Source organism: Candidatus Acidulodesulfobacterium sp. H_13, assembly GCF_048541835.1.
GTDB lineage: Bacteria > SZUA-79 > SZUA-79 > Acidulodesulfobacterales > Acidulodesulfobacteraceae > QIJE01.
In genome coordinates, this window is sequence record NZ_JBLEOY010000002.1 from 126,910 (window position 1) to 139,907 (window position 12,998).

General features: G+C 38.2%; 15 protein-coding genes. 9 read left to right on the forward strand and 6 right to left on the reverse strand.

Annotated features, from left to right (window positions below; genetic code table 11):
- The first annotated feature begins 73 nt into the window (after positions 1–73).
- From accC to rsmI, 9 genes are all read left to right on the forward strand, one after another.
- Positions 74–1,498 (forward strand): acetyl-CoA carboxylase biotin carboxylase subunit, encoded by a 1,425-nt coding sequence (gene accC, locus ACMCNP_RS05110; protein WP_419314714.1) that lies wholly within the window; start codon positions 74–76, stop codon positions 1,496–1,498.
- A 68-nt stretch (positions 1,499–1,566) separates the two neighbouring features.
- Complete coding sequence (gene oadA / locus ACMCNP_RS05115) at positions 1,567–3,447, forward strand: sodium-extruding oxaloacetate decarboxylase subunit alpha (protein WP_419314716.1); 1,881 nt, start codon at positions 1,567–1,569, stop codon at positions 3,445–3,447.
- 130 nt (positions 3,448–3,577) lie between these two features.
- Positions 3,578–4,393: an AmmeMemoRadiSam system protein B gene (gene amrB, locus ACMCNP_RS05120; RefSeq protein ID WP_419314717.1), complete on the forward strand. Its 816-nt coding sequence runs from the start codon at positions 3,578–3,580 to the stop codon at positions 4,391–4,393.
- Between the two features lie 28 nt (positions 4,394–4,421).
- On the forward strand, positions 4,422–5,915 hold the full coding sequence (gene gltX / locus ACMCNP_RS05125; protein ID WP_419314720.1) for a glutamate--tRNA ligase: 1,494 nt from the start codon (positions 4,422–4,424) through the stop codon (positions 5,913–5,915).
- A 26-nt stretch (positions 5,916–5,941) separates the two neighbouring features.
- Positions 5,942–6,505, forward strand: a complete 564-nt coding sequence (locus ACMCNP_RS05130) for a ribonuclease HII (protein WP_419314722.1) — start codon at positions 5,942–5,944, stop codon at positions 6,503–6,505.
- Positions 6,506–6,524: 19 nt separating this feature from the next.
- Entirely contained in the window at positions 6,525–6,911 is a 387-nt protein-coding gene (locus ACMCNP_RS05135; RefSeq protein ID WP_419314725.1) for a YraN family protein, read from the forward strand.
- Positions 6,911–7,789 carry a nitrilase-related carbon-nitrogen hydrolase gene (locus tag ACMCNP_RS05140; RefSeq protein ID WP_419314728.1) on the forward strand — a complete coding sequence of 293 codons (879 nt, stop codon included), beginning with the start codon at positions 6,911–6,913 and terminating at the stop codon, positions 7,787–7,789. Before ACMCNP_RS05135 ends, ACMCNP_RS05140 begins: the two co-directional genes overlap by 1 nt.
- A complete protein-coding gene (locus ACMCNP_RS05145) occupies positions 7,770–8,618 on the forward strand; it encodes an NAD+ synthase (RefSeq protein WP_419314731.1) in 849 nt (282 codons plus the stop codon). The genes ACMCNP_RS05140 and ACMCNP_RS05145 overlap by 20 nt, the downstream gene beginning before the upstream one ends.
- 4 nt (positions 8,619–8,622) lie before the next feature.
- The gene (gene rsmI, locus ACMCNP_RS05150; RefSeq protein ID WP_419314732.1) at positions 8,623–9,300 is read left to right on the forward strand and encodes a 16S rRNA (cytidine(1402)-2'-O)-methyltransferase; all 678 of its coding nucleotides are present in this window, start codon (positions 8,623–8,625) and stop codon (positions 9,298–9,300) included.
- A 17-nt stretch (positions 9,301–9,317) separates the two neighbouring features.
- On the opposite strand, the gene ACMCNP_RS05155 is transcribed toward rsmI, so the two are convergent.
- Genes ACMCNP_RS05155 through ffh form a run of 6 tightly spaced genes read right to left on the reverse strand, consistent with a single transcriptional unit; the run spans position 9,318 to position 12,926 of the window.
- Positions 9,318–9,596 (reverse strand): acylphosphatase, encoded by a 279-nt coding sequence (locus ACMCNP_RS05155; RefSeq protein WP_419314735.1) that lies wholly within the window; start codon positions 9,594–9,596, stop codon positions 9,318–9,320.
- 25 nt (positions 9,597–9,621) lie between these two features.
- The gene (gene rplS / locus ACMCNP_RS05160; protein ID WP_419314737.1) at positions 9,622–9,981 is read right to left on the reverse strand and encodes a 50S ribosomal protein L19; all 360 of its coding nucleotides are present in this window, start codon (positions 9,979–9,981) and stop codon (positions 9,622–9,624) included.
- A 41-nt stretch (positions 9,982–10,022) separates the two neighbouring features.
- Positions 10,023–10,793 carry a tRNA (guanosine(37)-N1)-methyltransferase TrmD gene (trmD, locus tag ACMCNP_RS05165; protein ID WP_419314740.1) on the reverse strand — a complete coding sequence of 257 codons (771 nt, stop codon included), beginning with the start codon at positions 10,791–10,793 and terminating at the stop codon, positions 10,023–10,025.
- Complete coding sequence (gene rimM, locus ACMCNP_RS05170; protein WP_419314742.1) at positions 10,790–11,323, reverse strand: ribosome maturation factor RimM; 534 nt, start codon at positions 11,321–11,323, stop codon at positions 10,790–10,792. Before rimM ends, trmD begins: the two co-directional genes overlap by 4 nt.
- Positions 11,320–11,559 carry a 30S ribosomal protein S16 gene (gene rpsP / locus ACMCNP_RS05175; protein ID WP_419314745.1) on the reverse strand — a complete coding sequence of 80 codons (240 nt, stop codon included), beginning with the start codon at positions 11,557–11,559 and terminating at the stop codon, positions 11,320–11,322. Before rpsP ends, rimM begins: the two co-directional genes overlap by 4 nt.
- A complete protein-coding gene (gene ffh, locus ACMCNP_RS05180; protein WP_419314748.1) occupies positions 11,556–12,926 on the reverse strand; it encodes a signal recognition particle protein in 1,371 nt (456 codons plus the stop codon). Before ffh ends, rpsP begins: the two co-directional genes overlap by 4 nt.
- Positions 12,927–12,998: the final 72 nt, after the last annotated feature.

The window sequence follows — 12,998 nt, forward strand, 5'->3', positions numbered from 1 at the left end:
AGCTTATTGCCGTTTATTTTCCGCCAACGTAGTTTGTTTTTGCCGTTTACTAAGAAAACATTACCGTAATTTTATGAAAAAATTTAATAAAGTATTAATAGCCAACAGAGGAGAGATTGCTTCAAGGATAATAAGGGCATGCAAAGAGTTAGATATTAAAACCGTTGCAATCTATTCCGAAGCCGACAGTCATGCTTTGCACGTGAAAAAAGCCGACGAAGCATATCTCGTGGGACCGGGTCCCATATCTGGCTATCTCAACATTAATAGAATCGTAGATTTAGCAATTAATGCCGGTGCAGATGCCATACATCCCGGGTATGGATTTTTATCCGAAAATCCTAAATTTTCAGATGTTTGCGAGAAAAGAGGCATAATATTTATTGGTCCGTCGCATAAAACTATTGCGATGATGGGAGATAAAATAGAGTCTAAAAGGCTGATGCGGTCTGTCGGCGTTCCTGTAGTTGAGGGCTCCGAAAATGGTGTGGAATCTGAAGAGGAAGCAATTTCGATCTCGGAAAAGATAGGTTATCCGGTTATGATTAAGGCCTCTGCAGGCGGGGGAGGGAAAGGTATAAGAATTTGTTTCAATAATGACGAATTAATTAAAGGATTTTTCTTATCTCGTTCGGAGGCAGAAAAATCATTCGGCAATCCGGAAGTTTTTATAGAAAAATATATTGAAAGGCCTCATCACATAGAGTTTCAAATACTTGCCGATAATTATGGGAACATTATACATCTCGGCGAAAGAGATTGCTCTATTCAAAGAAGGCATCAAAAACTTATTGAAATAGCCCCGTCTCTCATTTTGAACGACGAACTTCGCAAAAAAATGGGTGAATCTTCGATTAAGGCGGCTAAGGCGTGCAATTACAGTAATGCGGGGACGATAGAATATATCGTCGATAAGAACGGCAATTACTATTTTATGGAGATGAATACCAGAATACAGGTAGAGCATTCCGTGACCGAAATTGTTACCGGGGTCGATATCGTGGGAGAGCAGATTCAGATAGCTATGGGTAAAAAGCTTGACATTAAGCAGGAAGACGTTTCAATGAGGGGGTATGCCATAGAGTGTCGGATAAATGCTGAAAACCCAAGAAAAGGTTTCGTCCCGAATACCGGCAGAATAACCGCTTATTATTCGCCGGGCGGTATAGGTGTCAGGATAGACGGCGCGGTTTATAAGGACTATGTTATTCAGCCGTTTTACGATTCAATGATTGCAAAGCTGACCGTTGGAGGAAGAACTTGGGAAGAAACGGTTAGAAGGGCGCGAAGAGCGTTGGACGAGTTTGTAATAAAAGGTATTAAAACTACGATTCCTTTTCATCTTAAAATAGTTCGGGACGAAGACTTTATCAAGGGTAATTTCGACACGCACTTTGTAGATGAGAGGTTGTATTTAAGAGATTATAAATTACAAAGAGATCCGTTTGATAAAATACTTGCAATTTCTGCGTCTATTGCTACCTATTACGGGATTTAGACACGGGTCCAATGAAGTTTGTTTAGTGCACACATAAAGTAAGTAATTTAATCATTATGGGTATATACATGGAAGAAAAAAAACATATTGGAAAAGTAGGCATAATGGAAACGGTTTTAAGGGATGCCCATCAATCTCTCTTGGCTACAAGGATGACTACCCCTGATATTCTTGGGATAGCGCATGTTTTGGATGATATAGGGTTCTGGTCGTTAGAGGTATGGGGGGGGGCAACGTTTGATTCATGCCTAAGATTTTTGAGGGAAGACCCGTGGGAAAGACTCAAGAGAATCAGAAAGGTTTACAAGAATTCAAGGCTGCAGATGCTTTTGAGAGGGCAGAACCTTGTAGGATACAGGCATTATGCGGATGATGTGGTAGAAAAATTTGTTTCTCTAAGCGCCGACAACGGAATAGATGTTTTTAGGATATTCGATTCCCTAAATGATTTTAGGAATATTAGAAAAGCGGTAGAAATTGCAAAGAAGAAAAAGAAGACGGTTGAAACGACAATTTGCTATACCACGAGTCCGGTTCATACAAACGAACTTTTTACCGACATGGCGGCAGAACTTGAAGAAATGGGTTCGGATATTATTTGCATAAAAGATATGGCGGGGCTTCTGTCTCCCAACAATGCTTATAATCTTGTATCAATGATAAAGAAAAGAGTTAGCGTCCCCATCCACGTTCATTCTCATTCTACCAGCGGTTTTGCTTCAATGTCTTTACTAAAGGCGGTAGAAGCCGGAGCAGATATCATTGATACTGCGATTTCCTCAATGTCTTGCGGGACATCTCATCCTCCTACCGAGTCGATGGTTTTTGCCCTATCAGAGATGGGTTACGACATTAACCTTGATTTGGAAAAATTAAAGGAAGTTGCGGATTATTTTAGAGAGGTTCGTAAAAAATATCGTTCTTTGGAAAGTGAATATACGAGTATCAATGCCGATATTATCGTAACTCAGGTTCCCGGCGGCATGATGTCCAACTTGGCAAGCCAGCTCAAAGAACAAAATGCATTAGATAGGATGGGCGAGGTTTTATATGAAGTTCCGCAGGTAAGAGAGGATTTCGGCTTTCCTCCGCTTGTTACGCCCACCTCTCAAATCGTCGGGACGCAGGCGGCCCTTAACGTCATTACGCGTGAAAAATATAAAGTAGTGACAAGCGAAACTAAAAATTATCTCAAGGGTCATTATGGCAAACCACCGGCACCCATCAATAAAGATGTACAAAAATCCGTGTTGGGCGGAGAGGATGTCATCAAAGTAAGGCCGGCAGATCTTATTGCGCCCGAGCTCTCCAACGAATATGAAGAAATTGAGAAATACAGCATATCTGATGAAGACATTATTACTTATGTCCTGTTTCCGAATGTTGCATTAGAATTTTTTAGGGATAGAAAGGAAGATAAACTTCCGGATTACTCTAAGCCTACAAAGAAGGGATTCGTTTTGCAGGATTCTCTGCCGCAGGAATTAAAGAAAGATGGCGGGCTTGCGCCAAGTGAGTTTAACGTAACCGTTCACGGCGAAAGCTATAGAATAAAGATTGCGGGCGTAGGGCATAAATCTGATCAAAAAAGGCCTTTTTTCTTAAACGTAGACGGAATATTGGAAGAGGTTATTATAGAATCTCTTACGGAGATAGTTCCCAGCGCGGGAGGAGAAATAGTCGGAGAAAGCATTGCAAGGTCTAAAAGACCGTCCCCCAAGAGAGAAGGGGATGTTTATGCCCCGATGCCGGGTAGGATTACTAAAATTATGACTAAGAAGGGCGACTCTGTAAAGACGGGTGATACAATTTTGATTGTTGAGGCTATGAAGATGGAAAACGAAATTCATACCCCTATTGACGGCATAATCAAAGAAATATATGTAAAAGAAGGGGATAGTGTCAATCCGGACGAAACTTTAATCTACGTAAAGGCGTGTGATACGTAATAAATATGTTTGCAGGATTACTGTTTCCGCAGGATGCGTTTGCCTTTTACGGTTTATGGTGTGCGTGATATAGTGAAACCGCCGAAGAGCTTTGCCGCTATGCGTGATAAAAAAGGGAGGTGAAAGCGATTTGATCAGAGAACCTGTTGCAATGGGTTATTTTTACCCGGAAGGTTTAAGCAATATAAGAAATTTGCTTAATTCCTTTAACGTTGTCCCGGCAAAAGAAAAAATAGATGCTTTCGGCATAATATCGCCGCATGCCGGTTATGTATACTCCGGAAAGACTGCTTACACCGGATATTCAAGGATTAACGTAAAAAATAATATTATCATTATAGGTCCGAATCACACGGGTATGGGTGCCGATTATTCGGTAATGGGTGAGGGTAAGTATGGTTTTAGAGACTTTAATATTTCCGTTAATTCCGAGCTGGCGGATGCCATAATAAAGGATAAAGGCAGTCCGTTTGCCTATGATGAGATTGCCCATACAAAAGAACACTCCGTCGAAGTGCAAATACCGCTCTTGTATAATTTTAAAAAAGATTTTTCTATAGTTCCTATCATAGTCTCTTTTATGAGATACAGCGATGCATTAAATGCTTCTGCGGCAATATTTAACGCAATAAAAGGGTTAGATCTGTTAAACGATGTTTTAATAGTTGCAAGTTCGGATATGACTCATTATGAACCTGCGGAGTCCGCCAGATTTAAAGACGATATAGCCATTAAGGAAATTTTGGATTTAAATCCCTCCGGTTTATACGACAAGGTGAGAGAATATAAAATTTCCATGTGCGGCTTCATTCCGGCGGCTATAATGCTTAATGTTGCCAAAATGGCGGACCGTACTAATGCAAGGCTGATAGAATATACTAATTCAGGGGAAGTTACAGGAGATTATACGAGCGTCGTTGGATATTCTTCTATCGTCGTGTATTAAATTATTTTATAACGATACGGTGAAATAAATGAACAATAACAATGAAGTGAGGACAAGATTTGCTCCGAGTCCGACGGGGTATTTGCATATCGGAGGGGTGAGGACGGCACTCTTTAACTATGTTTATGCAAAACATTTTGGTGGAAAGTTTTTTTTAAGGATTGAAGATACCGACTTGGACCGCTCTCGGAAGGAGTTTGATGTTGATATATTAGACAGCCTTAAATGGCTTTCGATTACTCCGGACGAAGATGCCGTTTATCAATCCAATCGGCTTGAAATTTATAAATCTTATGCGGATAGGCTGTTGAAAGAGGGCAAGGCTTATTTATGCTTTTGTTCTAAAGAACTTATAGAAGAAGATAGGGACAGGTTTACATCTGAAGGGAAAAGGCCTATGTATTCAGGCAGATGCAGGAATTTAAAGCCTGAGGAAAAAGATTATTTCATGCCTCATGTTATAAGATTTAAAGCGGAAAAAGGGGAAGGTCTCAAGACCGGTTTTAAGGACTTGGCGAGAGGCCGGTTTATCAACTTCAATAATAATGAAATAGACGACTTTGTAATCGTTCGCGGAGACGGTATTCCTACGTATAATTTTGCCGTCGTTATAGACGATGCCCTTATGGGAATAACACATATTATAAGGGGCGACGACCACGTAAGCAATACCCCCAAGCAGATAATGCTTTATAATGCGATGGGGTTTAATATCCCGGAGTTTGCGCATGTCTCAATGATACTCGGTTCGGACGGGAAAAGGCTCTCTAAGAGGCATGGCGCCGCCTCCGTAAATCAGTATAAAAAAGACGGATTTTTGCCGGAGGCTCTAAACAATTATTTGATAAGGCTTGGGTGGTCGCATGGAAATGATGAAATATTTTATATGAATGATATGATAAGATATTTTGATTTAAAAAATATAAGCAAGTCTGCCGCGGTATTTAATACTGAAAAGCTTTTATGGTTGAATTCCCGTCATATAAAATCTAAAGACCCCTTTGCATTGATAGACCTGACAAACGACATACGAGATGTTTCCCAAAAACCTTTAATTAAAGATATAAGAACCGTTGCGCTTGTAGAATCCCTTAAATCCAGGATTAAAACGCTTGTAGAACTCAGGCAAAAGTTAGACTTTTTTGTAAACGAATCCATCGAATATAAAAGCGAAATCTTGAATGAATTTACTTTTGATGAAAATAGCCTTATTTTCTTAAAAGCATTTAAGGGTTTTCTGAATGGATTAAATTCTAAAATTTTTGAACGCAATGTCGATTTGAGCAAAAAAAATGAAGCCCTCGAAATGCTAAAGAATTCCGTAGAATCTATAAAGGGAGAGTTTGGCGATTTTTTATATAGAAACAACTGGACTATGAAGGAAAAAGCGACGCCAATAAGATTGGCCCTTACGGGAGAAAAGATAAGTCCGCCGTTATACGAGGTTATATTTGCTGTCGGAAAAGAGAGATGCATCCAAAGGGTAGATAAATTTTGCGATTACATAGATATTAAACGTTAATGAACTAAAGTTATCTTAAATTTAAAATGCCTCTAAAAATATGTGGTATAGATGAAGCAGGCAGGGGTTGTCTTGCCGGTCCGGTAGTTTCGGCGGCAATAATAATCGATAAAGATAAAATTCCTTCCGGCGTTAAGGACTCAAAACAATTAACGGAGGCAAGAAGAAACGAATATTATAAAATACTCGTTTCGGAAGCCGTTTCTTATTCCGTCGGCATTGCATCTCACATAGAAATAGATAAAATTAATATTTTAAGAGCGGCTATGCTTTCTATGCAAAGGGCTTTTGATGGTTTATCCGTTAAACCGGATATAGCAATTATAGATGGTCCGACCATACCGGAGGGTTTGAATGATATTTCCGGATTAAAGGCTATTTCGGTTATTAAAGGGGACGACAGGGTTAAGGTGGTTTCTTGTGCTTCCGTAATAGCCAAGGTGTGCAGGGATAAAATGATGGTTTCGTTAGACGAAAAATACCCCTGGTACGGTTTTAAAAAACATAAAGGTTATGCAACCTTAGAGCACAAAAAAAATCTAATGAAATATGGATTAAGTGAAATTCACAGGAAAACTTTTAAATTTTAATATGCATAACCTGTAAAAAATGAATAAATATAGTAAAATCAGCGGCAAATCTTCAAATAAAGCTAAAGGAGATAGGGGAGAGATAATAGCTGCCGGGTTTTTAGAAAAAATCGGATATAAGATTATAAAAACAAAATTTGGAAAAGGACGCGGTGAAATAGATATTATCGCGGAAAGTGAAAGCGGAGTGCTGAATTTTATAGGAGTCAAAACAAGATTTGGAAGCAAATTCGGAAAACAGTATGAATCGGCAGATAAAAAGAAAATCATAGACGCATCTAATTTTTTTTTGATTAATTCCAATATCGACAGAGAAAAAAGACTCATAAATTACGGTATTATTTCTATAGAATATATAGAGTGCAATTCAATCAAACTAATTTTTTTTGAAAATATATTTGAATAATGAATTCCATAAAAACACTGCTTGCACAGACAAGTCCGGTAGTCGGGGATTTAAAGAAAAATATAGAGAATCATCTTGATATTGTTTCAAAAGCAAAAGATGAGGGGGCAAGCCTCGTCGTTTTTCCGGAACTCTCTTTAACCGGTTATTTTTTAAAAGACAGCGTTTACGATATCGGTATAAATATTAATAACCGCGAAGACGCATCGGTATTGGAGCCTATTTTTAAGGCGAGCATGGACCTGAATATATCCATTATTGCCGGTTTTATCGAAAAGGACGAGGATTATAATTTTTACAACTCTTCTCTCTGCGTTGCAGACGGCAAAATTATACATGTTCATAGAAAAGTTTATCTGCCTACATATGGAATGTTCGAAGAGTCGAGATATTTTAAACCGGGCGGAGAATTTGGCGTTTTTGACATAGGCGGTATTAAAATCTCCGTTTTAACATGTGAAGATGCTTGGCATCTTTCGTCGTCTTATATAGCCGTTAATAAGGGTGCGCATGTTATTATAGTAAATTCCGCTTCTCCGACAAGGGGCATCGTGAAAGGGATAGATAGGTTTAGCTCGATAAATATGTGGGAGGAATTGCTTTCGGTAATTGCTTTTTATTATAAAAGTTACGTAATATACGTTAATAGGGTAGGTTATGAAGACGGTATCGGATTTTCGGGCGGTTCATGTGTATTCAATCCTTCCGGAGAAATGGAACGGATAATGGATTATCTTGAAGAGGGAACGATGAAAGTCGAAATAAATTTAGATGTTTTAAATATTGAAAGATTTAAAACACCCCTGATAAGAGATGAAAATTTAAATTTGACCATGAAAGAGATCGAGGGTATCTTAAATGAAAAAAGAACTTCCTGAAATAGACGAGCATAATTTCCCTATTATCTTTAAACATCTTGCTTATTTTATAAAAGATGAGGTCTTGAAAACCGGGATAAATAAGGTCGTATTGGGGCTTTCAGGCGGTATAGACTCCGCCGTGGCCTGTTATTTAGCCTCCGCCGCCCTTGGAAAAGATAATGTTGCTGCCCTGCTTATGCCGTATAAGAGCAGTTCCGAGGCAAGCTTGAAAGATGCGTTGAAGGTAGTGGATGAACTTGGAATTAATTATTATACGGTTGATATCACAAAGCAGATAGATGATTATTTTTTGGCAGAAAAAAACGATACTTCCTTAGGCGATATCAATGTCAGGATGGGAAACAAGATGGCGAGGGAAAGAATGTCCGTTTTATATGATTATTCATATAGATTAAAATCTTTGGTTTTGGGAACGAGCAATAAATCGGAATTACTCCTGGGTTACGGTACGATTTACGGTGATATGGCGTCGGCCTTAAATCCCATCGGAGATATTTATAAAACTCAGATATATCGGCTTGCAAAACATCTGAGGGTCCCGGAAAGCATAATAAAGAAACCGCCTTCAGCGGATTTATGGGCTGAGCAGTCGGATGAAGCCGAATTAGGTTTTTCTTACGAACTTGCCGACGGCATAATGTACCTTTTGATAGATAAGATGTATAAGCCGAAAGTTATCGTATCGTTAGGTTATGATGAAAATCTTGTAAATAAAATATACCGCAAAATAAAAAAATCTCAATATAAAAGGCGGATGCCTTTAATAGCCAAAATATCGGAACGAACTATAAATATAGATTTCAGATATTTAAGAGATTGGTCTTAATCGGATGTCCGCTTTATACGTTGTTGCCACTCCCATAGGGAATCTTGAGGATATTACTATAAGGGCGCTTAAAGTAATGAGACGGGTAAATCTTATAGCCTGCGAAGATACGAGAAAAACAAGAATATTGACCTCGCATTATCACATAAAAACACGCTTGATTGCTTATCACGAATATAATAAGAGAAAGGCGGCAGACGGCATTATTGCTAATATAAAAAAGGGAAAAGACATCGCATTGGTGAGCGAAGCCGGAACCCCTTTAGTATCCGATCCGGGTTCATATTTGGTGAGATTATGCGTGGAACAAAGCGTTAAAGTCATTCCTATACCCGGTGCATCAAGCGCTTTGAGCGCCCTGTCGGCGTCCGGTCTTGACGTTGCCAGGTTTACGTTTGTAGGGTTTTTGCCGAAAAAGAGAGGCAAGAGAAAAAAATTTCTTGCCAAGCTTAAAGAGGAAGAAAGGGTTTTTATCGTGTTCGAACCCGCAAGAAGCGTCGAAAAATTGCTTGAAGACGTCACGGAGATATTTGGAAACGTAAAAATTTGCTATGCTAAAGAGCTTACTAAAATTTACGAATTTATAAAAACCCAAGATATAGAAATGCTAAAGGATGAAATTAAAAACTCTCCCGAATTATTAAGGGGAGAAATAACGCTGCTTATAGAACCCCTTCAATAAGGTCTCGTCTCGGCGGTTTATCGAATAACCTTAAAATCTTTAAAGTTCGACAGATTTTCCTGTTCATAAAGTTTGACTTCATTTACTATAGAATGAGGCGGTCCCGCATGAACTGCGAAAACCATTTCTTTTATCAGGTCTTCTTCTCCCTCTAAAAAAACCTCTACATGACCGTCGGCGGTATTCCTGACATAACCCTTTATGCCCACTCTATCTGCTTCAAGTTTGGTAAAATTTCTGAAATTAACCCCTTGGACGATACCTTTTATTACAGCTTTATATGATTTTACAGCCATTGTCTGTCGGTATAAGTTAATATTGTTATTTGGCGTATGTATTCAAATCTAATCTCTTTATTTTGGCTTCCTTACCCTTTTTCTTTCTTAAATAATACAGTTTTGCTCTCCTTACTTTTCCGCGATAAAGTAATTCTATTTTATCGATTAGGGGCGAATTAATTAAGAAAATTTTTTCTACGCCTACGCCGTAAGAATTTTTTCTCACGGTAAAAGAAGAGCGCAAGCCGCCGGCTTTTTTTGCTATAACCACGCCTTCAAAAACCTGAATCCTTTCTTTGTCTCCTTCTTTTATTTTTTGGTGCACCTTTACGGTATCTCCCGGTTTAAACGTCGGAATATCTGTTTTTAGAGATAAATTTTCAATTCTTTCAATGATATTCATTTAAGTCTCCTTTCGTATTTATTTTATATTTATAGCAAAAACTAAACCTGTTCCGTTTTTTTGTTAAGTAAGTCCAATCTGTTCTCTGCCGTTTTTTTTAAAGCCTCATCCATTCTCCATCCGCTAATTAATTTATGGTTTCCGCTAAGAAGAACATCCGGAACGGCATAGTCTTTTACGACCGTCGGTTTCGTATATTGAGGGTATTCCAACATTTTTTCAATATCCCCGGAAAGGCTTTCCTCTTTTAACGATTCTGAATTTCCGAGAAATCCCTTAAAGTAACGGCTTACTGTTTCTACTAAAATAATAGAGGCGATCTCTCCGCCGGATAAAATATAGTTACCTATAGATATTTCCATTCCGTTTATAATATCCGGCACTCTTGCATCTATCCCTTCATATCTTCCGCAAATTATTATAATATGGTCACAATCGGAAAAATCACGTGCTATTTTTGAGTTCAGCAGCCTCCCCGAAGCCGACATTATTACGGTAATGGTTTTATCACCTTTAAGTTTGCAATCATTCAAATCGCGTCTATCGTATTCGTTTATAGAATACTCGTATGCCTTGATAATCGGTTCTGCCATTAAAAGCTGCCCCGCACCCCCTCCGTAAATCTTGCCGTCTACCCTCCCGTGCCTGTCTTCTGAAAAATTTCTCGGATTAATAATATTTATTCGGATAAGACCGTTTTTAACGGCCCTTCCGATAAGTCCGACCTTGAGAAACGAATCAAAATATTCGGGCATAATCGAAATTATATCAATAACTTTTGCATTCCGGACCGCCTTGCTCTCATCGTTCATATTTTGTAGTCTTCTTCATTTTTTACGTTTATCTCTAAACTTTTTATATCTATGGATTTGATATTATTTTCAGTCATAGGGATCAAATAGATGTCTTTATCCGACGTAATTCCTACAACATCGGTTTCGCCGGAGTAAATTTCCGAAACGATTCCGATATTTTTACCGATTTCGTTGTAACAGTCTAATCCGATTAAATCGGAAATCAAATACTCGTCTTTATCGACGATAATGTCGGTTTTTTTTATGAATATCGGAACTCTTTTGAACTTTTCAGCTTCCTCTATAGAATTAACATCGCAGATTTTAATAAGATATCCCTTATTTACCGGTCTTATTTTTTCGATGTCTATAAATGAGTAACAGTCGGTTTTTTTTATAAATAAAGAAACATTCAACCCTATTGCATCCGTTAGGGGATTATAAGGAATAAACAGAAGCTCGCCATGAATTCCATGTGGTTTTGCAAATTCCCCAATACTTATATAGCCGTCTGTATAATTATCGCCGTTTTCACGGTTGTCGTTCATTTTCCTTGTTTTTTGACCAAAGACATAACGGTATCGCTGGGTTTTGCCCCCAGACTTATCCACTTGTCGAATTTATCTTTATTAATAGTAAATTGATTAGTGCTTGAGCATGGATTATACACGCCCAATATCTCAATAAACTTTTTTTGAACCGCTTTTTCTTTTGAAGCCGCTACAATTCTGTAAACAGGTTTTTTGTGAGAACCTACTCTTGTAAGCCTAATTGCTACCGTCACTTGAAATCTCCCTTGTTAAATATGTTTTTAATATTATTTATATTTTTTAAAGAACCCGATTTATTCTTTTTAAATGCTTTCATCATTTTTTTAACCTCTTCGAACTTATTTATAAATATATTGACGTCGTTTACCGCCGTTCCGCTTCCCGTTGCAATTCTTTTCCTTCTACCGCCGTTAAGAATGCCCGGGTTTATACGCTCTTTTTCGGTCATGGAGTTTATTATTGCCTTAATTTTCGATATTTCCTTTTCTGCTAACTCGGGATTAAATTTATCTTTTATTTTGGAAAAACCCGGAATCATTCCTGCTATTTTAGTAATGCCGCCTATTTTAGACATCATTTTAAGCTGTTCCGCAAAATCTTTTACGGTAAAGTTTTTTTTATTGAGAGAATTCTCGATAGATTGAGCGGATTTCTCGTCTATGGATTCCTGCGCTTTTTCTATCAAGCCAAGAATATCTCCCATGCCGAGTATCCTATCGGCAATTCTATCGCCGTAAAAAACCTCAAAATCGCTTAATTTTTCACCTACTCCGATAAATTTTATCGGTTTATTCACTGTTTTTTTAATAGACAGTGCCGCTCCGCCTCTTGAATCTCCATCAACCTTAGTTAAGATAATGCCTGAAATATTCAGTGCATCGTTAAAAGCCTTTGCTACCGTGACGGCGCTTTGACCCAGCATAGAATCTGCAACGAATAAAATTTCTTGTGGATTAAACTTATTGTTAAGCGATTTAAGCTCGTTCATAAGCGGTTCGTCGATTTCAAGCCTTCCTGCCGTATCGACTATCACCGTGTCGTAAGCCTGTTTTTTGGCAATGTTTAATGCGTTTTGCAGAATATTTTCCGGATTTTGCATAACTTTTCCGTTTTCTTCGGATGGTTCGTAAACGGGTATATTAATACTTGCGCCTATTTTTTTTAACTGCAGTATTGCGGCAGGTCTGTAAACATCTGCCGGAACCAAATAAACCTTGCGTTTCATTCTGTGCAGGTATAATGCAAGCTTGCCTGCGGTAGTAGTCTTACCGGAGCCCTGGAGCCCTATAAGCATAATAATTACAGGCGGTTTAGCCTTAATATTAAGGGGTTCGTTGTCGCCCAATAGAACGACCATCTCGTCTCTTATTATTTTTATTATCTGCTGGGCAGGGTTCAAGCTGTCGGCAACCTTTTCGCCTATAGCTTTATTTTTTACGTTCTCAATAAATTCTTTTACGGTAAGGTAGTTTACATCGGCTTCCAATAAAGATAGTTTTATTTCTTTAAGGCTACCTTCAATATTTTTCTCGGATAGCTTTCCGTAACCCCTAAGGTTTTTAAATACTCTTTCGAGTTTTGAACTTAGTCCGTCAAACATTTTGATATTTTATATGAGTTTAAATACAAATAACGTAATAATATTAAGAGTGTTATTTTATTATTTTTCGGA